The sequence below is a fragment of the Streptomyces sp. NPDC096323 genome (assembly GCF_040302845.1).
Classification (GTDB): Bacteria; Actinomycetota; Actinomycetes; order Streptomycetales; family Streptomycetaceae; genus Streptomyces.
In genome coordinates, this window is the sequence record NZ_JBEOSI010000001.1 from 520,798 (window position 1) to 545,020 (window position 24,223).

Annotated in this window: 20 protein-coding genes; 11 read left to right on the forward strand and 9 right to left on the reverse strand. The window is 71.1% G+C overall.

Annotation, left to right across the window (positions count from 1 at the left end):
• The first annotated feature begins 11 nt into the window (after nt 1-11).
• Genes ABTX18_RS02330 through ABTX18_RS02350 form a run of 5 tightly spaced genes read left to right on the forward strand, consistent with a single transcriptional unit; the run spans nt 12 to nt 6,272 of the window.
• Nucleotides 12-1,370 (forward strand): ABC transporter substrate-binding protein, encoded by a 1,359-nt coding sequence (locus ABTX18_RS02330; protein ID WP_352120837.1) that lies wholly within the window; start codon nt 12-14, stop codon nt 1,368-1,370.
• Nucleotides 1,371-1,418: 48 nt separating this feature from the next.
• Nucleotides 1,419-2,414 carry a carbohydrate ABC transporter permease gene (locus ABTX18_RS02335; RefSeq protein WP_352120838.1) on the forward strand — a complete coding sequence of 332 codons (996 nt, stop codon included), beginning with the start codon at nt 1,419-1,421 and terminating at the stop codon, nt 2,412-2,414.
• Nucleotides 2,411-3,286 carry a carbohydrate ABC transporter permease gene (locus tag ABTX18_RS02340; protein WP_352120839.1) on the forward strand — a complete coding sequence of 292 codons (876 nt, stop codon included), beginning with the start codon at nt 2,411-2,413 and terminating at the stop codon, nt 3,284-3,286. Before ABTX18_RS02335 ends, ABTX18_RS02340 begins: the two co-directional genes overlap by 4 nt.
• A 35-nt stretch (nt 3,287-3,321) precedes the next feature.
• Nucleotides 3,322-4,362, forward strand: a complete 1,041-nt coding sequence (locus tag ABTX18_RS02345; protein WP_352120840.1) for a hydroxyacid dehydrogenase — start codon at nt 3,322-3,324, stop codon at nt 4,360-4,362.
• Nucleotides 4,359-6,272: a DUF2264 domain-containing protein gene (locus ABTX18_RS02350; protein WP_352120841.1), complete on the forward strand. Its 1,914-nt coding sequence runs from the start codon at nt 4,359-4,361 to the stop codon at nt 6,270-6,272. Before ABTX18_RS02345 ends, ABTX18_RS02350 begins: the two co-directional genes overlap by 4 nt.
• Nucleotides 6,273-6,319: 47 nt before the next feature.
• Here ABTX18_RS02350 and ABTX18_RS02355 read toward each other — a convergent pair whose 3' ends face one another.
• From ABTX18_RS02355 to ABTX18_RS02375, 5 genes are all read right to left on the reverse strand, one after another.
• Entirely contained in the window at nt 6,320-6,952 is a 633-nt protein-coding gene (locus tag ABTX18_RS02355; protein WP_352120842.1) for a LutC/YkgG family protein, read from the reverse strand.
• Nucleotides 6,949-8,490, reverse strand: a complete 1,542-nt coding sequence (locus ABTX18_RS02360; protein ID WP_352120843.1) for a LutB/LldF family L-lactate oxidation iron-sulfur protein — start codon at nt 8,488-8,490, stop codon at nt 6,949-6,951. Before ABTX18_RS02360 ends, ABTX18_RS02355 begins: the two co-directional genes overlap by 4 nt.
• On the reverse strand, nt 8,487-9,254 hold the full coding sequence (locus tag ABTX18_RS02365) for a (Fe-S)-binding protein (RefSeq protein ID WP_352120844.1): 768 nt from the start codon (nt 9,252-9,254) through the stop codon (nt 8,487-8,489). Before ABTX18_RS02365 ends, ABTX18_RS02360 begins: the two co-directional genes overlap by 4 nt.
• 207 nt (nt 9,255-9,461) lie before the next feature.
• On the reverse strand, nt 9,462-10,193 hold the full coding sequence (locus ABTX18_RS02370; protein WP_352120845.1) for a FadR/GntR family transcriptional regulator: 732 nt from the start codon (nt 10,191-10,193) through the stop codon (nt 9,462-9,464).
• A gap of 123 nt (nt 10,194-10,316) precedes the next feature.
• The gene (locus ABTX18_RS02375; RefSeq protein WP_352120846.1) at nt 10,317-10,694 is read right to left on the reverse strand and encodes a nuclear transport factor 2 family protein; all 378 of its coding nucleotides are present in this window, start codon (nt 10,692-10,694) and stop codon (nt 10,317-10,319) included.
• Nucleotides 10,695-10,853: 159 nt separating this feature from the next.
• Between ABTX18_RS02375 and ABTX18_RS02380 the strand changes: the two genes are divergently transcribed.
• On the forward strand, nt 10,854-11,729 hold the full coding sequence (locus ABTX18_RS02380; RefSeq protein WP_352120847.1) for a DUF2510 domain-containing protein: 876 nt from the start codon (nt 10,854-10,856) through the stop codon (nt 11,727-11,729).
• An 87-nt stretch (nt 11,730-11,816) separates the two neighbouring features.
• Nucleotides 11,817-12,122 carry a hypothetical protein gene (locus tag ABTX18_RS02385; RefSeq protein ID WP_352120848.1) on the forward strand — a complete coding sequence of 102 codons (306 nt, stop codon included), beginning with the start codon at nt 11,817-11,819 and terminating at the stop codon, nt 12,120-12,122.
• On the opposite strand, the gene ABTX18_RS02390 is transcribed toward ABTX18_RS02385, so the two are convergent.
• On the reverse strand, nt 12,107-13,789 hold the full coding sequence (locus ABTX18_RS02390) for a hypothetical protein (RefSeq protein ID WP_352120849.1): 1,683 nt from the start codon (nt 13,787-13,789) through the stop codon (nt 12,107-12,109). The genes ABTX18_RS02385 and ABTX18_RS02390 overlap by 16 nt on opposite strands.
• A gap of 519 nt (nt 13,790-14,308) precedes the next feature.
• On the opposite strand from ABTX18_RS02390, the gene fusA reads away from it, so the two are divergent.
• Nucleotides 14,309-16,378: an elongation factor G gene (gene fusA, locus ABTX18_RS02395; protein WP_352120850.1), complete on the forward strand. Its 2,070-nt coding sequence runs from the start codon at nt 14,309-14,311 to the stop codon at nt 16,376-16,378.
• Between the two features lie 64 nt (nt 16,379-16,442).
• Here fusA and ABTX18_RS02400 read toward each other — a convergent pair whose 3' ends face one another.
• On the reverse strand, nt 16,443-17,888 hold the full coding sequence (locus ABTX18_RS02400; RefSeq protein WP_352120851.1) for a glyceraldehyde-3-phosphate dehydrogenase: 1,446 nt from the start codon (nt 17,886-17,888) through the stop codon (nt 16,443-16,445).
• A 207-nt stretch (nt 17,889-18,095) separates the two neighbouring features.
• On the opposite strand from ABTX18_RS02400, the gene ABTX18_RS02405 reads away from it, so the two are divergent.
• Both ABTX18_RS02405 and ABTX18_RS02410 read left to right on the forward strand, forming a co-directional pair.
• Nucleotides 18,096-19,019: an LLM class F420-dependent oxidoreductase gene (locus tag ABTX18_RS02405; RefSeq protein ID WP_352120852.1), complete on the forward strand. Its 924-nt coding sequence runs from the start codon at nt 18,096-18,098 to the stop codon at nt 19,017-19,019.
• Between the two features lie 173 nt (nt 19,020-19,192).
• Nucleotides 19,193-20,329 carry a hypothetical protein gene (locus ABTX18_RS02410; RefSeq protein WP_352120853.1) on the forward strand — a complete coding sequence of 379 codons (1,137 nt, stop codon included), beginning with the start codon at nt 19,193-19,195 and terminating at the stop codon, nt 20,327-20,329.
• A 56-nt stretch (nt 20,330-20,385) separates the two neighbouring features.
• Here ABTX18_RS02410 and ABTX18_RS02415 read toward each other — a convergent pair whose 3' ends face one another.
• Complete coding sequence (locus ABTX18_RS02415) at nt 20,386-20,982, reverse strand: L,D-transpeptidase family protein (RefSeq protein ID WP_352120854.1); 597 nt, start codon at nt 20,980-20,982, stop codon at nt 20,386-20,388.
• A gap of 229 nt (nt 20,983-21,211) precedes the next feature.
• On the opposite strand from ABTX18_RS02415, the gene ABTX18_RS02420 reads away from it, so the two are divergent.
• The gene (locus tag ABTX18_RS02420; RefSeq protein WP_352120855.1) at nt 21,212-22,273 is read left to right on the forward strand and encodes an RICIN domain-containing protein; all 1,062 of its coding nucleotides are present in this window, start codon (nt 21,212-21,214) and stop codon (nt 22,271-22,273) included.
• Between the two features lie 76 nt (nt 22,274-22,349).
• Here ABTX18_RS02420 and ABTX18_RS02425 read toward each other — a convergent pair whose 3' ends face one another.
• A complete protein-coding gene (locus ABTX18_RS02425) occupies nt 22,350-24,173 on the reverse strand; it encodes a glycoside hydrolase family 2 protein (protein WP_352120856.1) in 1,824 nt (607 codons plus the stop codon).
• Nucleotides 24,174-24,223: the final 50 nt, after the last annotated feature.

Genomic DNA, 24,223 nt, shown 5'->3' on the forward strand with positions numbered 1-24,223 from the left:
GGGAGGCGCCCATGTCCGGTCGACAGAGCCGTCGGTCCGTACTCGCCACGATGTCCGCACTACCGCTGGCGGGCGCGCTGAGCGCATGCAGCGGTGGAGCGTCAGGGGCGAGCAGCACGAGCAGAACGACCACCGGCAGGAAGTCCGGCCGCAACACCACGCACATCACCTTCTGGTCCGCCCTGCGCGGCAGCCAGGAGGTGGTGGACGCGTTCAACCGGACGCACGACACGATCCAGGTCGACTTCCAGCAGATACCCACCGGGGGCCAGGGCGGATACGCGAAGCTCAGCAACGCCTCCCGGGCCGACAACGCTCCCGACGTCGCGACGATCGAGTACCCCCAGGTCCCCGGCTTCGCCATCGACGGAGTCGCGTCGGACCTCACGGACATGGTGAGCGACGGCCTGCGGTCGAAGCTCCTGCCGCAGGCCCTGGGGCTGACCACCTTCGAGAAGCGCGTCTTCAGCATCCCGCTCGACGTCGAACCGATGGTGATGCACTACCGCACCGACCTCTTCGACACGTACGGCATCGAAGTGCCACGCACCTGGGACGAGTTCGAGGCGACGGCCCGTACCGTACGCGGCAAGGCGCCCGGCCGGCGGCTGGCGGCCTTCGCCACGGACGGCGCGCCGCAGTTCGCCGGATTCTCCTGGCAGGCCGGTGGCCAGTGGTTCGACACCCGCGACGGCGCCTGGAACGTCTCGCTCACCGACGAGCCGACCCGCCGCGTGGCCGCGTACTGGCAGCGGCTGATCGACGAGGACCTGGTCTTCATGACGCCCGTGGACAGCAGGCAGTACGACGCCCAGGTCAGCAACGGCCAGGTGCTGGTCCGGCTCAGCGGTGCCTGGGACGCCGGGGCGCAGATGAACGCCCGGCCCGGCCAGAAGGGCACATGGGCCGTCGCTCCGCTCCCCCAGTGGAAGGCGGGGGACGCCGCGCTCGGCACGCACGGCGGGTCGACCTTCGCAGTCACCAGGAGCAGCAGGCATCCGGAGGCCGCGCTGGAGTTCATCGAGTGGCAGGTCTCGCACCCCGACGCGCTGCGCGCCCGGCTCTCCAGCGGGACCAGCAGCCAGTACCCGGCGGCCCCCGGTCTCGTCGCCGTCGGCCGTGAGGCCTTCGACCGCGCCTACTACAGCGGCCAGGACATCTACACCCTGTTCGAGCGGGAAGCCCACAAGATCCGGGACGGCTGGACCTGGGGGCCCCGGATGACCGCCACGCTGAAGGTCATGCAGGACGGCTTCGCCCGGGTGGGCGGCGGCCAGGGGTCGGTGCTCGACTCCGTGCGCGCGGCCCAGCGGGGCACGATGCCGGATCTCAAGGCGCTGGGCCTGTCCACCACCGAGCACAGCAGCTGAGCCGCAGTCCGTCCCCCTTTCCCTGCAGCAGAGAGGCAGGTGACACCGATGACCATCCCGGTCACCACGCCGGCGTCCGCCCCCGTGAGCGTCTCCGCGGCGGCGCCGGCACCCACCACGTCCCCGCGCACGGGGCGGAAGTCGGCCCGCCGCCGTGAACTCGGCGCGGCCGGCGCCCTGATGACGCCCTTCTTCGTCCTGATGGTGACGGTCTTCCTGATCCCCGTCGGGACCGCCGTCTGGCTCAGCTTCTTCAGCGACGACCAGCCGGGGCTCGGCTTCGGCCCGGAGCGCACCGTCTTCGTCGGGATGCGCAGCTACGCCGCCGTACTGACCGACCCGACGTTCCTGAGCGGTCTCGGCACCGTCGTCCTGTACTGCGTGATCTACATCCCGCTGATCGTGGCAGCCGCGCTCGCACTGGCCCTGCTGCTGGACTCCGGCGTGGTGCGGCTGCGCTCCTGGGCGCAGCTCGGACTCTTCCTGCCGCACGCCGTGCCGGGGATCATCGCCGCCATCATCTGGCTGTACCTCTACACGCCCGGGCTGAGCCCGGTCATCGACCTGCTCGGCAAGGCCGATCTCACGATCGACTTCCTCGGCGTGCACACGGTCGTGCCGTCGATCGTGAACATCGCCCTGTGGAGCAACCTCGGCTACAACATGGTGGTCTTCTACGCCGCCCTGCAGGCCGTGCCCCGCGAGGTCATCGAGGCGTCCGTCGTCGACGGCGCCGGCCCCGTCCGTATCGCCCTCCGGATCAAGACGCCGCTCGTGCGCTCATCGGTCGTGATGGTCGCCCTGTTCACCCTGATCTTCGCGCTCCAGCTGTTCACCGAACCGATGCTGCTGAGCCAGTCGACGCCCATGATCAGCTCGCGCTTCTCGCCCAGCATGTACATCTACGACGCCGCCTTCACCCGTAACAACTACGGTCTGGCCGCGGCCGCCTCGGTCGTCCTGCTGGTCTGCACGATCGCGCTCTCCTACGGCGTGACCCGCTGGACCAACCGCTCCGCCGCAGCCGGGGAGGACGCCCGATGAGCGCGACCGCTCCCACCCGCACCGCCGCCGTCCTGCGGCCCCGCCTCCTTGGCCGGTCCGTCGTCAATCTGGTCGTCGGCATCTCCGTGCTGTACACGCTGCTGCCGGTGCTGTGGCTGGTGCTCGCCGCGTCCAAGGACCGCGACGCGCTGTTCGGCAGCGACGTGCTCTCGCTCGACCACTTCTCCTTCGGGCAGAACCTGAAGGACCTGTTCGCGATGGACGGCGGTCTGTACACGCGGTGGTACGGCAACAGCCTGCTGTACGCGGTCCTCGGCGCCGCGCTCGGAGCGCTGATCAGCATCGCCTGCGGGTACGCCTTCGACAAGTACCGCTTCGCGCACAAGGAGAAGCTGTTCGGTCTCGTGCTCGCCGCGGTGATGGTGCCGCAGACCGTGCTGGCCCTGCCGCTGTATCTGATGGCGTCGGGCACCGGACTGGTGAACACGTTCTGGGCTGTCTTCATACCCGTGCTCTTCAATCCGTTCGGCGTCTACCTCGGGCGGATCTTCAGCCAGGGTTACGTACCGGACGAGGTGCTCGAAGCGGCCCGCGTCGACGGGGCGAGCGAGCTGACCACGTACTTCCGGGTCGCTCTGCGGATGCTGGGCCCCGGTCTGGTGACCGTGTTCCTCTTCCAGCTCACCGCCATCTGGAACAACTTCTTCCTGCCGATGGTGATGCTCTCGGACCAGGACCTCTATCCCGTCAGCCTCGGCCTGTACACGTGGAACAGCGCCGCCACCGTCTCACCCGAGTACTACCCCGTGGTGATCATGGGTTCGCTGCTCGCGGTCCTGCCGCTGATCCTCGCCTTCGCGCTGCTCCAGCGCTTCTGGAAGTCGGGGCTCACCGCGGGCGCCGTCAAGTAGCCGTACCGCGTACCCCCTCCGAAATCAGGAGAAGAATGACCGGCACCATCCCCCTCGCGCCCACCGGACGACGACGGCCGCGCGCCGCCGTCGCCATGCAGCCGGGCACCGCGTCCGCGCTGCTCGACGCCCGGTCGCTGGCCGCGCTCTCGCAGGTGTGCGACCTCGCGCCGTTGCCCGTACTCGACGACTTCACCACCGACCGGGCCCGTGCCGTGCTCGCGGACACGGAACTCCTGGTCACCGGTTGGGGCTGTCCGCCGCTCGACGCGGTGGCCCTGGCCTCCGCTCCCCGCCTGCGGGCCGTGGTGCACACCGCGGGCAGCGTCCGCGGGCACATCACCGACGCCTGCTGGGAGCGCGGCATCGAGGTGTCATCGGCCGCGGCCGCCAACGCGCTCCCTGTCGCGGAGTACACCGTCGCGATGATCCTGCTGTCCGGCAAGCGGGTCCTGGAGCGGGCCCGCGCCTACCGGTCCGAGCGCCGCCGCGACGACTGGCTGACCACCTCATCGGTCGTAGGCAACTATGGTCGGACCGTAGGTATCCTCTCCGCCTCGCTCATCGGCCGCCGGGTCATCGAGCTGCTGCGCCCGTACGACCTGCGGGTGCTGCTGCATGATCCGTACGTCTCCGAGGCGGAGGCCGCCGCGCTCGGCGTCCGGCCCGTCGGGCTCGGCGAACTCTTCGAGCGGAGCGATGTGGTGAGCGTCCACACGCCGCTGCTGCCCGCTACCCGCGGACTCGTCAGCCGTGAACTGCTCATGTCCATGCGCCCGGACGCGGTGCTGCTCAACACCTCACGGGGCGCCGTCGTCGACCAGGACGCGCTCGTCGACGTCCTCGCCCTGGACCGCATCCGGGCGGTCCTCGACGTCACCGACCCCGACACCCTGCCGGCCGGCCACCCCCTGTGGGAGTGCGAGAACGCGCTGATCACCCCGCACCTCGCGGGCTCCCAGGGCAACGAATGGCAGCGGCTCGTCGACCTGGCGGTGGGCGAGGCCGGACGCTGGGCCGCGGGCGACGGCTTCGCCCATCCCGTACAACGCGAAAGGCTGGCTTTTCTCGCATGACCGATCCGCACCCGAACTCACCGTTGGAACTCCCCGCCGACGACCGGACCGCGAGCCCGTTCACCGGCTACACCCGTGCGCACTGGGAGGCCACCGCCGACGGGCTGCTGAAGGCCGCCTGGCGGTGGGCCACCCCCGGCGGCGCGCTCCTCGACCTGCCTGGGCGGCCGTCCGCCTCCGGGGTCCGCTCCGACGGTCTGGAGGGCTACGCGCGCACGTTCCTCGCCGCCGCCTTCCGGGTGGCGGGCGCGGACGGCAAGGACCCGCACGGCTGGCTCGACCGGTACGCGGACGGGCTCGCGGCCGGTACCCGTACGCCCGGCCGGGACGACGCGGAGTCATGGCCGCAGATCCTCGACCACACCGTCTTCGGCCAGCCCATGGTGGAGTCGGCCTCGGTCGCCATCGGGCTGCGGGTGACCCGGCCGTGGCTCTGGGACCGGCTGGACCCTGCCGTGCAGGACCGTGCTGAGGAATGGCTGCGCGGCGCCCTGCGCCACACCCCCGCGCCGAACAACTGGTACCTCTTCCCCTACTCGGTGGCCGGGTTCCTGGATTCGGTGGGCCGCGGGGACGCGGAGACGGCCCGGGCCCGCGAGCGGGCGCAGGACCTGATGGAGAGCTGGTACCGCGGCCAGGGCTGGTACGCGGACGGCGACAGCCGCGCCTTCGACCACTACAACGGCTGGGCGCTGCACCTCTATCCCGTGCTCGACGCCCATCTCTCCGGCGACGCCGAACTGGCCGCGCACTACGGGGCCCGGCTGCGCGAGCACCTGGAAGGCTTCGGGCTGCTGTTCGGCGGGGACGGGGCCCCGACCCACTTCGGACGGTCGCTGACCTACCGGTTCGCGGCCGGTGCGGCGGTCGGGCTCGGCGCGCTGACCGGAGACACCCCGCTCACTCCGGGGGCGTCGCGCCGGGTGATCAGCGGGTCGCTGCGCTACTTCCTGGACCGGGGCGCGACCGGCACGGACGGCCTGCTGAGCCTGGGCTGGCACGGCCCGCACGAGGCGACGCTCCAGCCCTACTCGGCCCCGGCCTCCCCGTACTGGGCGTCCAAGGCCTTCGTCTCCCTGCTGGCCCCGGCGGACCACCCGCTGTGGACGGCCACCGAGGAGCCGGCGCCGAGCGAGGGACCGGACCGGGTGCTCGCGCTGCCCGCGCCGGGGCTCCTCGTCCAGTCGACGCGCGCGGACGGGATCGTACGGCTGCACAATCACGGCAGCGACCATGTCCGGCCGCACGAGGGCGAGTCGGCGGTGGAGGACGACCCGCTGTACAGCCGTCAGGCGTACTCGACGGTGACCGGTCCGACCGCGCGGGCGAACACGGCAGACAACCACCTGGCCGTCGTCGTCGCCGGCACCCGCAGCGGCCGCCGGGCCATCCGCCCACTGGGCGCGGGCGGCGGCGAGGGCTGGGGCTGGGGCTGGGCGGCGTCCTGGCACCGGCCGGTGTTCACGGGCGGGGCGCCGATGGTGCCGGGTCTGCGGGTGGAGAGCGTGACCGTGGTCCGTGGCCGGTACGAACTCCGCGTGCACCGGGTGCTGGGCGCGCCGCACGGTGCCCGGGTGGAGCAGACGGGCTGGGCGACGGGCCCCGAGTCCTCGGTGACGTCCGCGCTGCACGGTCTGCACGGCTGGGAGTCCCGGGACGAGGTACGGGCCCCGCAGGGGACGGCGTACACGCGCTGGGCGCTGCTGCCCCGGCTGTCCGCTGACGCGGAGGGCACCGTGCTCCTGGTGGCGCTCGCCTCGCTGAGCGCGGAGCCGGGAGCGGACGCGCTCGACGCGGTGGTGAGCGGGGTGAACGTCGACGGGGACGCCGTCGAGGTGTGCTGGGCCGAGGACTCGGCGACGACCCGGATCGTCCTCGGCGGCGCGACCGTGGCAGTCGCGCACGGGTGACGCCGTGCGCGGGGGCGGGGGCGCGCACCGGCGCGCCCCCCGCTCTGTCAGGCGTCCGTGCGGATCACGACGGCGAGGGTGCGCGGGCCGTGCACGCCCTCGACCCGTTCGAGCTCGATATCGGACGTGGCGGAAGGGCCGCTGATCAGCGTCGTCGGCCGCTCCGGCACCAGCCGGGCCACCGCCTCGGGTACGCCCACCTCCACGGCCGACAGATCGACGACGCAGACGTGGAGGTCCGGCACCAGGGACAGCGCCCGCCGGCCCTGGTCGGGCGAACCGTCCAGGATGATCGTGCCGGTCTCGGCGCAACCGGCGGCCGCGGCCGTGACGACTCCGTCCAGCGAGTCCAGCCGCGGTGCGGGGATATCCGCCGAGTCCTGCTGGACCTCGCCGTCGTAGGCGGTGAGCCACTGCGGGTCGAGGCCGGCGGGCACTCCGATCCGGCGAGCTCCGCGCTCCCGCAGGACCTCGGCGACAACCTCGGCGGTGCGGTCGGCGGTGCAGGGGTGGACCTGGGCCTTGTAGTCGACGAGCCGGTCGGTGAACAGCGCGAGGCGCTCCTCGTCGGGGAGCGTGCGCCCGGTGCGGTAGGCGCGCGGGATCGGCGTGGCGGCGGTGGGTGCCAGGGCCAGGGCGTCCCGGACACGGCCGAGCACGGCTTCGCGAGCGGTCGTCACTTCTCCTCCTCCTGCTGCTGGTTGTCCGTGTACTCGTCGGCGGCTGCGCGCATGGTCGCCGCGCCATCGGCCGAGGCCAGCCAGGAGCGGAAGGTCTCCTTGGGTGGGGCGGGCGTGTCGCGGCTGTCGCTCCAGCCGTTGAACGGCGGGGGCAGCCGCGAGATCCTCCCGTCCCGTCCGGCGACGACGCGGCCGAGTCCTGCCGCCTTCTGCGCGGCCGTGAACAGCTTCGGTCTCTTCATCACTCCGGCCGCCGCCTTCATGGCCAGCTTCTCGGCCGTGGTGCCGGACTGCTCGGTGTGCTGGTGGCGGAGCTCCACGAGCAGCGAGGGAATGTCGATCTTGACCGGGCAGGCGTCGAAGCAGGCACCGCACAGGCTGGAGGCGAAGGGCAGCGAGCTGTTGGGATCGTCCTTCGCGGCGTGCATGCCCGCGAGTTGCGGGGTGAGTACGGCGCCGATCGGTCCGGGGTACGTCGATCCGTAGGCGTGGCCGCCTGCGCGTTCGTACACCGGGCAGACGTTGAGACAGGCAGAGCAGCGGATGCAGTTGAGCGCCTCACGGCCGATCCTGTCCGCGAGGGCCGCGGTGCGTCCGTTGTCGAGGAGCACCAGATGGAAGGTCTGCGGTCCGTCGCCGGGCGTGACCCCGGTCCACATCGAGGTGTACGGGTTCATCCGCTCGCCGGTGGAGGAGCGCGGCAGCAACTGGAGGAAGACCTCCAGGTCCTGGTAGCGGGGCAGCACCTTCTCGATGCCCATGACGGTGATCAGGGTGTCGGGCAGGGTCAGGCACATGCGGCCGTTGCCCTCCGACTCGACGACGGACAGCGTGCCGGTCTCGGCGATGCCGAAGTTGGCGCCGGAGACGGCGACCTTCGTCGTCATGAACTTCTCGCGCAGATAGGCGCGGGCCGCAGCCGCCAGATGCGCGGGGACGTTGTCCAGGGACGGGTCCACGCCCGGGATCTCCTTGAGGAAGATCTCCCGGATCTCGTCGCGGTTGCGGTGGATGGCGGGCACCAGGATGTGCGAGGGCTTGTCGTGCGCGAGCTGCACGATGAGCTCGGCGAGGTCCGTCTCGTGCGGGGTGATGCCCAGGGATTCGAGGTGCTCGTTGAGGCCGATCTCCTGGGTGGCCATCGACTTGACCTTGATGACCTCTTTGCTGCCGGTCTCCTTGATCAGCCGCGCGACGATCTCGTTGGCCTCGCCGCCGTCGCGGGCCCAGTGAACGGTGCCGCCGCGTTCGGTGACCTTGCGCTCCAGCTCCTCCAGGAGCTCGGGGAGCCGGTTCATGGTGTCGGTCTTGATGGCCGATCCCGCGTCGCGCAGCCCCTCCCAGTCGGGCAGCTCGCCGGTGACGTTCAGGCGTTTGGCGCGGATCCTGTGGGTGGCTTTGCCGAGGTTGCGGCGCAGTTGGGCGTTGCCCAGGTCGTCGTGGGCGGCCTCGGGGAACTTCCGGTCGCCGCGCAGATTGCCCGTCCCGTACGGAGAGCGGGGCGGGGCCGCGGGCATGCCGAGAAAGGTGCTGCTCATCGGGCGGCCTCCGTCAGGACGTGCGGCGAGGTGCGGGTGGCGGAGAGGATCTGGGCCAGGTGCAGGGTGCGGGTGCCGGACTTGATCCTGGAGAGCCCGCCGCCGATGTGCATCAGGCAGGACGAGTCGCCGGCGGTGCAGACGGCGGCGTCGGTGGTGGTGATGTTGCGCATCTTGTCCTGGAGCATCGCGGTCGACGTGTCGGCGTTCTTCAGGGCGAAGGTGCCGCCGAATCCGCAGCAGGCGTCCGCCTCGGGCAGTTCGACCAGGTCGATCGAGTCGACGGCCCGCAGCAGCCTCAGCGGTTTGTCACCGACCCGGAGCATGCGCAGGGAGTGGCAGGTGGGGTGGTACGTGACGCGGTGCGGGAAGTACGCGCCGACGTCGGTGGCGTCCAGTACGTCGACGAGGAACTCCGACAGCTCGTACGTCTTCGCCTTCACCGTGGCGACGCCCGCGCGCAGGGCCGCGTCGCCGTAGCGCTCGGCGACGATCTCGTGCTGGTGGCGGACCGAGCCGGCGCAGGAGCCCGACGGCATGACGACGGCGTCGATGGAGGCATCACCGAACTGCTCGGCGAAGTTGCGCACCAGCGGGACGGGTTCACGCTGGTAGCCGGTGTTGACGTGCATCTGTCCGCAGCAGGTCTGCCCCGGCGGGAACACCACGTCATGGCCCAGGCGGGCCAGCAGCACCGCGGTGGATTTCACCGCCTCCGGGAAGAGCGTGTCTCCCAGGCAGGTGGCGAAGAGCCCGATGCGCATGAGGTCTCCCCGATCAATTCTCGGCGTGATGTTCCGCGTGTAATGTTCGCGCGCTCTATGGTCCGACCATACTACGCTCACGCCGATACGGGAACGAGGACGGCCCCGGCGAAAGGGTGGCACCGACGCCGACGCCACCCACGCAAAAGCCGTCGCGACACCCACGGACAGGTATGCCACGACGGCTCAGGACAGGATGCGAGCAGCTCAGATGATGATCTTGTCGTCGACCAGCGTCCCGTGCAGCCCCCGGATGTGCGCCTCGACCACATCGGCGGCCCGCGGACCGTCGCCCGCCCGCACGAGGCGGAGCAGCTCGGTGTGGTCCGCGTTGAGCGCGGCGGCGGTGGCCGGCCAGTCCTCGGCCGCCTCCAGGGCGCGCAGGATCAGCGGGCGGACCGACTCACGGACGGCGGAGGTCAACGTGGAGGTCAGCTCATTGCCGGAACTGCGGGCGATCCGGACATGGAAGCAGGTGTCCAGGTCGTTGAACTCGGCCACGTCGACATCCGGCTCCCCCATTCGCACGACGAAGGCCTCGGCCTCGTCCAGGTCCTCCTCGGAGGCGTGCCGCGCGGCGGCCTCGAAGCTGGACCGCTCCAGGACGATGCGCGCCTCCAGCATGTCCTCCAGGCTGTAGCTGCCGAGGGCGAAATGCAGCCGGAGCAGCCGCCCGAGCGCGTCGTCGGGGTTGCGGACGATGCGCGCCCCGGCGTCCGGCCCCCGGCCCGGCTGGGCCACCAGGACCCCGATCGTCTCCAGCACCCGCAGCGCCTCACGCAGGGCCGACCGGCTGACGCCGAGGACCGGGGCGAGCTCACGCTCGGGCGGCAGCCGGTCGCCGGCCTTGAGATCACCGGCGAACACCCGCTGCTCGATGGTCTGGAGCACCAGCTCATGTGTCCGCGACTGCCGTACGGGCTGCCATTCCGCGGGCATCCGCCACCCCCTGCCCGGCCGGAGCCGTTCCGTTGCCGACCGCTCTTTTCCGAATCTCCCACTATGTCACACATAGCATGTGGTCGGACCACTCACCTGGCGCGCGGGTCCGGATGCGGCAGATCACGACGGGCCGGCGGGCGTCCCCTGGTGGAAGTACAGCTGCCATTGCGCATCCCGCCGCCGCCAGAGCGAACTGCGCGTGACGCGACGGCCGTCGCTCTCGGAGACGTACGTCAGATGGACGAGGCCGGGGGCCAGCAGCACACCGGACATCCCGGTGGCGACCGTCGGCTCGCGGGCGCTCTCGTCCACGGCGGATGTGACGGCCAGGATCGACGTCCTGTCGTAGCGCCTCCCGGAGGCGCCGAACTCGGTGAACTCCGGGTCGAGGAGTTCGGTCACCGCGTCGGGCGAGGCGCGCACGCCCGGATCGAGCAGCCTCAGTTCGCCCTCGACAGCGGCCCGCACGGACCGTTCCTCCTCGTTGCTCGGTCTCATGCGTGGACCCTAGGCGAAGACCTCGGAACACGCACGAACCCGTTCCTCCGCCCTCGCCCGGTGCGGACGGGCGCAAAAAGGCACCCGGCGCGCGATATCGGCCTCCGCCCGTTCATCCGGTTCATATGATTCTCACGCAACCCGGCTACGGTGGCTGCCGTGACGCAGACGAGCCCGCCCGGCTGGCATCCAGACCCCGGGTACACAGGATTTGGCCCCCTCCAGGAACGCTGGTGGGACGGCACTCAGTGGACCGATCAGCTCCGCATGCCACCGGCCGCGCTCCGCAGCCGCCGGATACGCATCGGCGCCGGCATCACCGCGGCGGTGGTGGTCCTCGCCGCCATCGGCGGCGGTGTGTATGTGCTGACGGACGACTCCGGCGCGACCGGGAACACCGCGACGGCGCAGTCCGCCTCGCCGTCCCCGGATCCCAGCCGCCGGCCCGGCGCACCGGGCGGCAGCGGCGGCGAGACCCCCGAGCAGCAGCCTCAGACGGAGGACGGCTACGCGACGGACCTGGCCAGCGGCATCAGCATCCCCGTCCCCGACGGCTGGACGGGCGAGTCGGGCATGGGCGCCGGTGTGACCACGGGTACGTACGCCTGCCCCGGGGACAGCGGGGAGAAGTGCGTACGCGGCGGAGTGTTCTCCGCACCGGCCGCGGCGCTGAAGCTGACCACCACGACCGCGAAGGCCACGGCCGAGAAGGACATCGCGACCAATGCCGAGGAGTCGTACGGCGAGAAGATCTACGGCGGCATCACTTCGCACGAGCAACTGAAGTCCGAGGCGGTCACGGTGGCCGGCCAGCAGGGCTACCGGGTGCGCTGGAAGGTGGTCACGAAGAACGGCGACGACGGATACGTGGAATCGCTGGCGTTCCCCTCGCCGCACGCCGAGGACATGCTGATCGTCGTACGTTCCGGCTTCGACATCAACGCCAAGGCGCCCGGCCTGTCCGTGCTGGACGACATCACCAAGGGCATCAAGGCCGCCTCGGGCACGGGCTCCGGCCCGGGCACCAACGCATAGCCCGCACGGCCCGGGTGAGTACCCGGGCCGCCCGGACTGAGTACGCCACCCGGTCCCCTACCGGTCCCCCGCTGCTGGAATGGGGTCATGGCTTCCGACGCACCACGCCCCCGCCTGCAGCAGATGACCAGCACCGGCACCACGCTGGCCGTCACCTTCGCCCCGCTGGTGATCGGGGTCCTGCTGGCCCGCACCACCCTGGCCCTGGACCCGCTGACGCCGGTGAACGCGCTGATCACCCGCACCGGTCACGGTCCGGGGGTCTCCCCCGCCGAGTGGCGGGGCTGCGGCAGGAGCGCGCTACGCCGGTGCGGGACGCTGACCCCCCGGACCCGGCGCGGTGCGCGCCGCGCCGCGCACGCGGTCCGGGCTCTCACTCAGCCGAGCCGGTAGACGAACGAGGGCCACGGCTCCCCCGTCTCCCGCGACCAGATCCGCCCGGTGCCTTCGGCGTCCCGGTCGCGCGCCCGGGCGAAGGCGTTGACGCACGCCGCGTGGACATCGGTCAGCGCCGAGCGCCCGGTGAGTGCCCTGATACGGCGCAGGGCCGTCACGGCATCGTCCGTGCGGCCCGCGTCGAGGTGGGAGTCGACGGCGGCACCCAGGGCCAGGGCGAGCTCCGACTGTGCGGCGGCGAGCCCCTTCTCGTACGTCCCCGGGACCTCCTCCATCAGTTCCCGCAGCAGCGACTCGGCCTCCTCGAAGCCGGCTGCGGCCCCTTCGTCGTCCTCCACCCGATAGCGGGCCCGGCCGAGGATCCGCAACCGGTCGGCGACCAGCGTCCTATACGTCTCCCCGTCGGCCTCGGCGAGGCGACGGGTGAGCTCCAGCGCTTCGGCCCCGGAGGCCACCGCGCCGTCGAATGCGCGTATCCCGCTCTGCCGGACGCAGAGGTTGGCCAGCGTCCGGGCCAGCTCCGGTTCGTGCAACAGAGGTTCGCGTCCGGCGGCGCGGCGGTAGCGCTCCACGCAGCGCTCGGTGGCGGCCACGGAAGCGGCGTTCTCACCGTCGCGCGTCTGACACAGGGCGAGGCGATCGAGAGCATCGGCGAGTCCGGGCTCGTGGGCGTCAGGGGCGTTGGCGGCCAACACCTCGTACAGACCGACCAGTTCCTCGCATGCGGCCCGCTCCTCGACATGACTGCCGAGCCGGCCGAGGAAGTGGGCCAGACCATCCAGGGCAAGAGCGAGCAGGGGATCACCGACCGCCGGGTCGCTGCCGCGCACCATCCGGCAGCGGGCCACGGCCTCCTCGGCGGTGCTCCGTGCCCGGGGAAGGTCATCGGTGGCGTAGTGGCACCATGCCAGATCGACGAGCAACCCGGCGCGCATCGCCTGTGCTTCCGGGTAGAGCCACGGCACGAGTGCCCCGACGCGTTCCCTGGCGTCGCTGCCCGCCTCGACGGCCTCCTCGAACCGGCCGAGCGCCCGCAGCCCGCCGGTGAGTTCGGCGAGCACCCTGCAGTACAGCACGTGCGACCGGAACGCCTGCTGCCACAGGGACAGTTTCCGAAGGAGGTCGACGCAGTGGAGGTAGACCTCGACGGACTCGGCCGTGCGTCCGGACCGGCCGAGGACCCATGCGTCCGCGCGCAGCGCCCAGGCCATGCTCCCCATGGACCGGTCGGCGCGCCGGGGTTTCGCATACCGGTACGCGTCCACGGTGTCCCGGGTAGTCACGAGTGCCTCGTCGGTCCGGTCCAGATGGCCCAGCGCGAGGGTGCACATCAGGAGACCGTAGGCTTCTTGCGCCGAGGAGATATGAGCGTCCGGGACCTTCAGCGACTCCTCGGCCGCGGCCAGCGCCTCCTCGTACCGTCGGGAATCGAGCAGCAGGCCGGCCTGGAGCACGAGCGCACGGGCCAGCAGTTCGGCGGCGCCTGGCCGCTCGCAGGCCACCGCCGCCCGGCACACGGCGATGGCCTCTGCGCCCCAGGCGATCCGACGCTCGAGCGGCTGGGGCCGTACGAACACCCAGCGCGGCGACGAGCACCTGAGCAGCACTGCCGCGAACAGCATCCCGCCCGCCCGGCGCCCGTCCCGCCCGACGGCCTGTCGCACAGCCGGCAAAATCATCCGGACAGCACCCATGGCGCTCCCCCCTCTCGAAACTCGGCGGTCGAAGGGGTGACGGCTGGGCGCGCCGCATGGTTGCGCCGGCAGCGGTTCGCATCCGTCACCGGACCGCAACAGCAGCGCCACGTGCGGAAAAAGCGGTTCCCCCGCCCGTCCCCCGTTCCCTAGACTCACCACGACATCGCGCCCCGGTGCTCCACGGGTGGCGCGCACCGTGACCATGAGGGGAGACCTGCCGTGCGCTACCGCACCGCTGTCGTCGTGCCCCTGTCGCGGTACGAGGTGATCCTGGTGTCCACCTCCGCCCGGCGCCGGCTGCGCGGCCGGCCCCGGACACCCGCGACGAACACCTGATCTTCCTCCGCTTTCTGACGGACCGTCCATCCAGGCGCGCCCCTGCGCGCCACTCGGTGGACGGCAGGAGCAGGTGCCGCGGCTACATGAACAGCCGCTCGTCCGGGCATCGCGCCGTCTTCTTCCGGATCATCCGAAAGGCCACGGACCGTGCGTACCGAACTGCACCGTCAACTCACCAGCTCCCTCAGCGACGTTCGTAATCTGGGCATCCTCGCCCACGTCGACGCGGGCAAGACCACCGTCACCGAGCGGATCCTCTATGCCACGGGCACCACCCACAAGCGCGGCGAGGTTCACGACGGGACGACCATCACCGACTTCGACTCCCAGGAACGCGACCGCGGCATCACCATCTTCGCCGCCGCCGTCAGCTGCACCTGGGCGGGCCACCGGATCAACCTGATCGACACCCCGGGGCACGTCGACTTCGCCGACGAGGTCGAGCGTTCGCTGCGGGTGCTCGACGGTGCCATCGCCGTGTTCGACGCGGTGGCCGGGGTGGAACCGCAGAGCGAGTCGGTGTGGCGCCAGGCCGACCGGCACGGCGTGCCCCGCATCGCGTTCGTCAACAAGCTCGACCGGGCCGGCGCCGATCTCGACACGGCGGTCGCCTCGATCCGGGAGCGGCTGCACACGGTCCCGCTCGTGGTCCAGCTGCCGATCGGCCGGGAGGAGCGGTTCGCCGGAGTGGTGGATCTGCTCCGCATGCGGGCGCTCGTCTGGGCCGACGGTCACGACACGTACGAGGAAGGGGACGTACCCGGTGAGCTGCGGGACGAGGCGCGGCGGCGCCGGCGGCGGCTGGAGGAGACGGTCGCCGAGCTCCACCCGGCCGCGTTGGAGGAGTTCTGCTCACGGTCGGAGCTCTCCGGGCGGACGCTCGCCGGGGCGCTCCGCGACCTGACCCGTACCGGTGAGGGCGTCGTGGTGCTGTGCGGTTCGGCGTACCGCAACCGGGGTGTCGAGCCGCTGCTGGAGGCCGTCGTGGCGTATCTGCCCTCCCCGCTGGACGTGCCGCCCGTACGGGGCGCGCTCGGCGACGGGGTCCAGGAGCGGGCCGCAGATCCGGCGGCGCCGTTCGCCGCGCTCGCGTTCAAGGTGAACGCGACGCCGACGGGCCGGCTGACCTATCTGCGGGTGTACTCGGGAACGGTCCGGAAGGGAGAGACGGTGCTGGACGTCGGCGCCCGGCGCAGCGAACGCATCGGCCGGATCCTGCGGGTCCAGGCGGACCGGCACGTCGACGTCGACGCGGCGGTGGCCGGTGACATCGTCGCGGTCATCGGTCCCAAGGCCGCCCGGGCCGGCGCCACGCTGAGCGCGCCGGACGCCCCGCTGGTCCTCGAACCGCCGACGGTGGCCGATCCGGTCGTGTCGGTGGCGGTCGAGGCCCGCCGGAGCACCGACACGGAGCGGCTGATGGCGGCGCTCGTACGGCTGGTCGAGGAAGATCCGTCGCTCGCCGTGCGGACGGACCCGGAGACGGGTCAGACCGTGCTCTCGGGCATGGGCGAACTGCATCTGGAGGTGGCCGCGGAGAAGATCCGCCGCGCCCACGGGCTGGAGGTCCGGGTCGGGCGGCCGCAGGTCGCCTACCGGGAGACGGTCGCCCGCGGGGTGTCCGGTCTGGTGTACCGGCACGTCAAACAGGACGGCGGGGCCGGGCAGTTCGCCCATGTGGTCATCGACGTCGAACCGTGGGAGGCCACCGGTGACGAGGCGGCGGAGTTCGTCTTCCGCTCGGCCGTCGTCGGCGGCCGGGTTCCGCAGGAGTACGTCCGGGCGGTCGAGGCCGGCTGCCGTGACGCGCTGCTGGAGGGCCCCATCGGCGGGCATCCGGTGACCGGGGTGCGGGTGACGCTGACCGATGGCGCCACCCATCCGAAGGACTCCTCGGAGATGGCGTTCCGCACGGCCGGGCGCTTCGCGCTGCGTGAGGCGTTGCGCGCGAGCGCGATGGTGCTGCTGGAGCCGGTGGTCGAGCTCACGGCGACGGTGCCCGACGAGGCCGTCGGCGGGGTGCTCGGCGATCTCGCCGCGCGGCGCGGCCGCGTGTCCGGCTCCACCGCACGCACCGGCGCGTCGGTGATCACCGCGACCGTGCCGCTGGCCGAGCTGTTCGGCTACGCGACACGGCTGCGCAGCCGGACGCAGGGCCGGGGCACGTTCACCACCCGGGCCACGGGCTTCGCCCCGGCCCCGGTGCCGGCGCGTTAGCGGCAGGGCCGGTCCCATCCCTCGACGGGCAGGACCGGCCCTGGTCACGTCCGGGACCGCCGGATCAGTGAACCGGTACGGGGTACGTCGGGTACTCCACCCCGGAGACGTGCTGCACGACCCGGATGACCTGGCAGGAGTAGCCGAACTCGTTGTCGTACCAGAGGTAGAGGATCGCGTTGTCGCCGTCGACCTGGGTGGGTCCGGCGTCGACGATGGAGGCGTGGCGTGAGCCGATGAAGTCGCTCGACACCGCGTCGGGGGCGGTCGTGAAGTCGATCTGGCGCTTGAGCGGCGAGGTCAGCGATACGTCGCGCAGGTGGTCCAGGACCTCCTCGCGCGTGGTCTCGCGGCCGAGCTTCAGGCTGAGGATGGCGATCGAGACGTCCGGAACCGGCACCCGGATGGAGCTGCCCGTGATCGTCGCTTCGAGATCGGGGAGCGCCTTGGCGACGGCGGAGGCGGCACCGGTCTCGGTGATGACCATGTTGAGCGGCGCGGAGCGGCCGCGGCGGTCGGAGCTGTGGTAGTTGTCCAGCAGGTTCTGGTCGTTGGTGAACGAGTGGATGGTCTCCACGTGGCCGCGCAGGACGCCGTACTCGTCCGCCATCGCCTTCAGCGGCGGGACGATCGCGTTGGTGGTGCAGGAGGCGCAGGAGATGATCTGCTCGTCCGGCTTGATCATGTCGTGGTTGACGCCGTGCACGACATTGAGGACGTCGCCCTTGCCGGGGGCGGTCAGGACGACCTTGTCGATGCCCGGGCGGAGGTGGCGGGAGAGGCCCTCGCGGTCGCGCCACTTGCCGGTGTTGTCGATCAGGATGGCGTCGTTGATGCCGTACGCCGTGTAGTCAACCGACGTCGGGTCGTCGGAGTAGATCACCTGGATCTCGTTGCCGTTGGCGATGATCCTGCTGTTCGCCTCGTCGACGGTGATCGTGCCCTGGAACTGCCCGTGGATGGAGTCCCGGCGCAGCAGCGAGGCGCGCTTGACGATGTCCTGGCCCCCGCCCTTGCGGACGACGATGGCGCGCAGCCGCAGGCCGTTGCCCGAGCCGGCCTTCTCGATGAGCAGCCGGGCCAGCAGACGGCCGATGCGGCCGAAGCCGTACAGCACGACATCGCGCGACTCACGGCGCTCGATCTTGTTGGCTCCCGTGGCTCCGGCGACGGCGCCGGCGGTGAACTCCGCCTCGGAAAGGCCCCGGTCATCGGCCTTGTACGTCGCGGCGAGCATGCCGATGTCGATCTGGGAGGGGCCGAGATCCAGCGTGGTGAGGGCCTGGAGGAAGGGCAGGGTCTCGGTGACCGAGAGCTCCTCGCCGTCGATCTGCCGGGCGAACCGGTGGGTCTTGAGGATGCTCACGACCGACTTGTTCACCAGGGAGCGGCTGTGCAGAAGGACGGTGACGTCCCTCTCGCGGTGCAGCTTCCCGATGATCGGGATCATCGACTCCGCGATCTCCTCGCGGTGCATCCAATTGGTGAACGAGTCGTCATTGACAGTCACAGGTTTATCTTTCGAGCTAGGCGGCGCTCATATGCTAACCCGATGCTCTTTTGATCACGTCAACGGTGTCCTCCGGCGGCCGTGAGAGGCGCGCGGGGCTATGCATCCGGCGTACGGCTCCGGAGCTCGAACGGGTTCACACGGCAGACACGAAGTCGCCATGAAGAATCCGGAATGTGCCGCCAACTGCCCGTGGTTCTCCCTCACATGACTGTGGGAGTAGCGCTCAGCGCGACCGGATCCGACAACCAGATCGACGCCACCGTGCAGCTCGCCCGGGAGGCCGCCGCCGCGGGGCTGCGGTCCGCCTGGTTCGGGCAGACCTTCGGCGCCGATTCTCCTCAGCTCGCGGCGATCGTCGGCCGCGAGGTGCCCGGCCTGGAGGTGGGCACGTCCGCCATCCCCGTCTTCGGACGGCACCCGCTGCTCGTCTCGAGCCAGGCCCAGACCGCGCAGGCGGCCACGCACGGCCGCTACCACCTCGGGCTGGCCCTCGGCACGAAGCCGCTGACCGAGACGGCCTTCGGCATCCCCTACGAGCGCCCCATCGCCCGCCTTCGAGAGTTCCTCACGGCGCTGCGGCAGCTCACCGAGACCGGCAACGCCGACTTCCACGGCGAGCTGCTCACCGCGACCACCCCCCTCCCCGCTCGCGTGCCGGGGGCGGAGGGCGGCGTTCCGCTGCTCGTGGCCGCGATGGGCCCGCAGGCGCTGCGGGCCAGCGGCGAGCTGGCGGACGGCATCCTGCCCTACCTCGCGGGACCCCGGGCCCTGGCCGAGCACATCGTCCCGGCCGTGACGGCCGCCGCCGAGGCCGCGGGCCGCCCCGCGCCCCGGATCGTGGCCCTGGTGCACGGCGTGGTCACGAGTGACACCGAATCGGCGCGCCGGACGGCCACGGAGCAGCTCGCGTTCTACGAGCAGTTCCCGTCGTACGCACGGGTCGTGGAGCTCTCGGGCGCCGCCCGGGCCGGTGACGTGGCCGTGATCGGCGACGAGAAGGCCGTGGCGGCCGAGGTACGGCGGTACCGGGACGCGGGGGCGACCGAGGTGGTGTTCTCGGGGACGGACCTGGCCGGAGAAGCCGACCGGCGGCGCACGTGGGAACTGCTCGGCGAGCTGGCGGGCTGAGCACCGGCCGGACGGGTGCGCGTCACCTCCCGGGTTCCTGACGCGGACGAGCGTGGCGTCCGCCGCCCAGGGTGCGTCTCTCCGGGAAACTGACCGGTGGACGCGGAATCCTGCGCGACGCAGTCCGCACCGGCGGCGTGCACCGGTCTGCGCGCAGGGTGGAGGGGCAGGAAATGGTCACACGCAGAGGGTTCATCGACGGCGTGTCGGCGGCCGGTGCCGCGACGCTCCTGGGCGGCGCCCAGCCTGTCTCCGCGACCACACGTGCGGACGCCGCCGTGGCGGACGCCGAGCAGCAGGCCCGTGACGCGATCCGAGCGGCCAACGCCGGCATGCGGGCGAACTACGCCGCCCTGAAGTCCGATCTGATCAGCCGCCTCAGCCCTGTGATCGTCGTCCAGAACGACGCCACGGGCGGCATGTTCACTCTCATCCGTGACGGGAGCCCGCGGGAGGCGGTCCGTCCCGTGCCCGAGCTGTTCGAGCTGGCGAAGTCGGTCAGCCATGTGCCTCAGGGCATCTTCTCCGCCATTGCCGCGTATCTGAGCAACAAGGTCCCCCACCTCCCCAACGCCGGCCGCATCGACCCCCACGACCTGGGCATGGTCGCGTTCGAAGGGCCTGGGACGGACGGCTGGATCAGCCGGCTGCAGGCGTACGCCGCCACGCTCGCCACTGCACGCCGCCGGCTCGGGCAGGCCGATCTGCCGCCGGAGCTGGAAGGCTCCTGCGCGCGGATCCTCGACGAAGCTCTCTCGTTCATCCGGGACTCCGTGAGAAGCCGCACTTTCGACATGGCGTCGTTCGAGGAGTTCTCCGCCAGGACGTACCCCGGCATCCGCGTGAACATGCGGTACGCGGCCGCGGCGCAGATCTCCGGTGTGCAAGGTCTCATGCGCAGGTGGCGGGCCGCGATCGGTGAGGAGGCGTGGGAGAACCTGTACACGGTGGTGCTCTCGATCTGGACGACGTCGGAGCTGAACCAGGCCTCGATCATCATCAGGCGTTGCATGAATCCGGCGAAGGTCGCCACCCATCTCATCGACCTGCCGACCGTCGAGGTTCCCCTCGACCCCGTCTTCGTCGCGCTCGACAACCTCGCCCGGATCGTTCAGGACAATGTCTCGGCGGAGCTGGTCTTCCCCGCCGATCCGGTGGTCGCGGACGCGTTCAAGGGCAAGGAGGACCTGCTCTCGGTCGAAATCCTGGAGCAGATGGGGGAAACGACCGAGGCAGCCCGGATGGCCTCACCCCCGTCGAGGCCATCCGGCTGCCCGGTCCACAGGGGGACGGCTCAGCCTGCCGTGTGATGTCGGTGGTGCCCGGGAGGATCTCCCGGGCACCACGGCCGGAGCACCGGGGAGAGTCAGTCGACCACGTACAGCTTCTTCGGCCAGCCGAGGGAGTCCAGGCGCTTGAACAGGTCCTTGATGTTGGCCGGGTTGAGCTTGATGCAGCCGTTGGAGTAGTAGTCGTTGGGCTTGCTGTTGGTCCAGCGCTCGGACTCGATGACGCCGTTCTTGCCGTTCGGCTTCATCTCGCTGTGGATGAACAGCTCGGTGCGCTTGGTGCCGTTGTGGCACTTGCGGTCGGAGATCTTGATGACGAAGCCGTTGATCTTGGCGTCGTAGTTCTTGCGGTGCCACTCGATGGCATACGGCTTGCTCGCGCCGGCGTTGGGAAGCCATCCCCTGTTGACGGCACAGGTGTCCTTGACCTGACCCGAGCCCGCCCTGTACGTCTTGATCACCTTGTCCTTGCCGGGGGTCCGCTTGACCAGCTCCAGGCGGGAGTTCGTGAACGTCCCCTTGTTGAAGCGCAGGTAATGGGCGTCGCTCACCTTGGCGGCGGACGCCTGCGCCCCGGTGCGCGCCTGCGCCGGGGCGGTGGCGCCGAGCCCGCTGACGCAGACCGCGGCGAGCGCGAGGGGGACGATGCGTGCGGACCGTGCGTACTTACGCATGAGAACACTCCTGGGTGCGTGGGGCCGGCTCGGCTGCTTCGCCCTATGCGTTCGGCCGTCTTCGCCGGCAGCACAGACACTGCTTGCCCGGGGAGCTGTCCGGCAAGGGATGCCCGGTGTCCCGGACAGCGCCTTCCCGTCCGGGCTGGTCACCGCCGTCTTTCGGACAAAGCACGGGCTGCGCGGAGAGCACTTGCTGTGACCGGGACGGAGGACGAAGGATGGGGCCATGAGGACCACGGGGGGTGCGGAGCCCGAACGGGCGGACAGCGTCGAGGAGTTCGTCGGCATGATGAAGCGCCTCAAGGAGGTGTCGGGGCTGACGTATCGACAACTCGAGGAGCGCGCCGAACAGGAGGGGCGGGTTCTTCCGCGCAGCACGATCGCGGACGTACTGCGCAGGCAGGCGCTGCCGCGGCCGCAGATGCTGAATGCCTTCGTGCGGGCCTGCGGCGCGGGCGCGCATGCCGAGGCCTGGCTCGAGGCGCGTAACCGCCTCGCCCGGGGAGAGGTATCGGCGAACCACTCGACGGAAAAGGCCCCCGCCCCCGACGAGGGCTCCGGCCTGCCGTCCCCTTCGCAGGCCGCCCACGACGGGGAGGACGGTGCCGAACCCTCCGCGGACCGGCCCGGGCCCGGGGGCCTGCCGAAGCGGCTGCGCCGTCGTGCCGCGGCGCCCGCCCTGTGGGTGTCGCTGTCCGCCGTGCTGCTGGTGGGCGTCGCCTCCTGGCTCGCCCTGCCGGACGCTTCGGGCAAGGGGCCCTCGGAGACCGCGCCCTCGTCCCAGGAGCCGGCGCCCGGTTGGTACAGCATCCGACCGGCCCGGGCCACCGGGCTGTGCGTGACCGAGGGCCAGGAGCCGGGCGGCGATACGGTCGCTGTCCAGCGCCCGTGCCCCGGGGCCACACCTCCGTCCACCAGACTCGAACCACTCGGCGACGGTCGCTTCTTCGTCAAGTGGGTGCATCCCGAGCACGGCTGGGGATGCCTGACGCTTGTCAGCGGAATGCTCACGCCGTGGGACGATTGCCGCAGCAGCCGGACCACGCAGGCATTCACCTTCGAGCGGGTCGACACGACCGCCCCGCCCGGCTCGAGCAGTGGGCGAGTCACGCCGTACCGGATACGGTCCGCGAACAACGGCCAGTGCCTCGCCATCTCCGGTACGGATCCCGGCGCCTGGTCGGCCGTGGCGGTCACCGGGCCCTGCACCGACAGCGCCGCCCAGCTCTTCTTCCTGGCCCCCGAGGCCCAACCGGCCAAAAGCGCACTGCCGCCGGCTACCGGCTGACCAAATGATCAGGGGCCGGTGAGAGACCCGGTCGCCCCGCCCGCGGCACGGGCGGGGCAAGCGGGTTCCGTCCCCGTCAGCCGGCGTCCGGCCCCTCGATCGCGGCCGGCCGCGACTGGGCCTCCCGGATGCGGGCGATGTCCAGCTTCGTGCTCCGGTCGAAGCGGTAGACGCCGTTCTGCTCCTGGAAGACATCGGTCAGCTGGGTGTAGCAGTAGCCGAACATCTCCGGGTCCTCCAGCAGCGCGGCGGTGAGACCGGCGAAGCGCTCGTGGAACTCGTCCTCGGTCCGCACCCGGTCGCCGTAGCCCCAGGAGAGGGTGCGGTCGCTGCCGGACTGCCCGGCCGCTGCTTCGGGGTCCCACCAGATCCCGCCGAACTCACTGACGAAGTAGGGCTGGCCCCTGTACGGCTGCGAGTAGGCGGCCCCGCTCTCGTGCGTGTTGACGAAGGGCTCGCCCTTGGCGAGGCCGGACACGAGCGCGCGGAAGGCGGCGGGGTCCTGCTCATAGCTGTGGGAGTCGTAGACGTCGGTCTCCAGGACCCGGTGGGAGTAGCCGGAGGCGTCGATCACCGGGCGGGAGCTGTCCATGGCCTTGGTGGCGAGGAACATCGCGCGGGTCACGTCGTCGAGCTGGGTGATGCGGTCGTGGAGCTTCTGGTACGTCTCGTTCAGCGGGCACCAGCCGATGATCGAGGGGTGCGAGTAGTCGCGTTCCACGGCTTCGAGCCACTGGGCGACGAACGAGGCGTCGGGCCGCTGGTTGTCGCCCGAGGACCCGCCGGTCTCGCAGCCCCAGTCACCGAACTCACCCCAGACCAGGTATCCGAGCCGGTCGGCGTGGTGGAGAAAGCGCTCCTCGAAGACCTTCTGGTGCAGCCGGGCCCCGTTGAAGCCCGCCTCCATGGCCAGTTCGATGTCCCGGACGAGGGCCTCGTCGGAGGGGGCGGTCATCAGGCCGTCCGGGTACCAGCCCTGGTCGAGGACGAGGCGCTGGAAGCGTGGCCGGCCGTTGAGGAGCACGGTCCTGCCCCGGATGCCGACGGCGCGCAGGCCCGCGTAGCTGTCGACGGCGTCGGCCACTTCGCCCTCGGCATCGAGGAGTTCGAGCCGAAGGCCGTACAGGAAGGGGTCCTCCGGGCTCCATTCGCGGCGCCGGTCCTGCGGGAGGGCCATGTGCAGGCGGGGTGCCAGATCCAGATCGGCCCGCGTTTCCGCGCGGCAGACCTCGCCCGCGTCGTCACGGAGAACGGCGCGCACCCGATGGCCGGGGCGATTGGACGACAGGGGCAGTTCCAGGGCGAAGGCGGAGCCGGCCAGGTCGGGGGTGATACGGGGGCGTCGAAGGTGGGTGTCGGGGACCGGTTCGGCCCAGACGGTCTGCCAGATGCCTGTCGTACGCGTGTAGTTGCAGTCGTGGTTGGCGTACTCGGTCGCCTGCTTGCCGCGGGCCTGGGGTCCGGACTTCGGGTCGCGGGCGCGGACGGTGATCTCCACCTCGCGGCCGGCCGCGGCGAGGTCACCGAGGTCGGCGGTGAAGGGCGTGAACCCGCCCCGGTGGCGCACCGCTTCTATGCCGTCGACCCAGACGGTGGTGTCGTGGTCGACTGCGCCGAAGTGCAGCAGCACCCGGCGGCCCGCCCACTCGGCGGGCGGGGTGAACCGCCGCCGGTACCAGACGGCTTCCAGGAAGTCGGTGTTGCCGACGCCCGACAGCTCGGACTCGGGCGCGAAGGGGACCAGGATCTCGTCGGTGAGGTCGCGGTCGAGGAGTCCTCGTTCGAGACCGCTGTCCCCCTGGTCGGTCTCGAACTGCCATGTCCCGTTGAGGTTGAGCCAGTCGCGACGCACGAACTGCGGCCGCGGGTACTCCGGACGGGGGACGGAGGGGGTGTGCACAGGTGCTCCAGTCAAATGGTGATGGCGGCCGGCCGGGAGGCCGGCGCGCG

Coding starts and splice junctions, on each gene's coding strand:
- ABTX18_RS02340 (WP_352120839.1), top strand. CDS start 2,411: ATGAGCGCGACCGCTCCCACCCGCACCGCCGCCGTCCTGCGGCCCCGC.
- ABTX18_RS02365 (WP_352120844.1), bottom strand. CDS start 9,254: ATGCGCATCGGGCTCTTCGCCACCTGCCTGGGAGACACGCTCTTCCCG.
- ABTX18_RS02370 (WP_352120845.1), bottom strand. CDS start 10,193: ATGCCCGCGGAATGGCAGCCCGTACGGCAGTCGCGGACACATGAGCTG.
- ABTX18_RS02420 (WP_352120855.1), top strand. CDS start 21,212: ATGAGGACCACGGGGGGTGCGGAGCCCGAACGGGCGGACAGCGTCGAG.
- ABTX18_RS02375 (WP_352120846.1), bottom strand. CDS start 10,694: ATGAGACCGAGCAACGAGGAGGAACGGTCCGTGCGGGCCGCTGTCGAG.
- ABTX18_RS02330 (WP_352120837.1), top strand. CDS start 12: ATGTCCGGTCGACAGAGCCGTCGGTCCGTACTCGCCACGATGTCCGCA.
- ABTX18_RS02415 (WP_352120854.1), bottom strand. CDS start 20,982: ATGCGTAAGTACGCACGGTCCGCACGCATCGTCCCCCTCGCGCTCGCC.
- ABTX18_RS02405 (WP_352120852.1), top strand. CDS start 18,096: ATGACTGTGGGAGTAGCGCTCAGCGCGACCGGATCCGACAACCAGATC.
- ABTX18_RS02410 (WP_352120853.1), top strand. CDS start 19,193: ATGGTCACACGCAGAGGGTTCATCGACGGCGTGTCGGCGGCCGGTGCC.
- ABTX18_RS02385 (WP_352120848.1), top strand. CDS start 11,817: ATGGCTTCCGACGCACCACGCCCCCGCCTGCAGCAGATGACCAGCACC.
- ABTX18_RS02345 (WP_352120840.1), top strand. CDS start 3,322: ATGACCGGCACCATCCCCCTCGCGCCCACCGGACGACGACGGCCGCGC.
- ABTX18_RS02335 (WP_352120838.1), top strand. CDS start 1,419: ATGACCATCCCGGTCACCACGCCGGCGTCCGCCCCCGTGAGCGTCTCC.
- ABTX18_RS02350 (WP_352120841.1), top strand. CDS start 4,359: ATGACCGATCCGCACCCGAACTCACCGTTGGAACTCCCCGCCGACGAC.
- ABTX18_RS02360 (WP_352120843.1), bottom strand. CDS start 8,490: ATGAGCAGCACCTTTCTCGGCATGCCCGCGGCCCCGCCCCGCTCTCCG.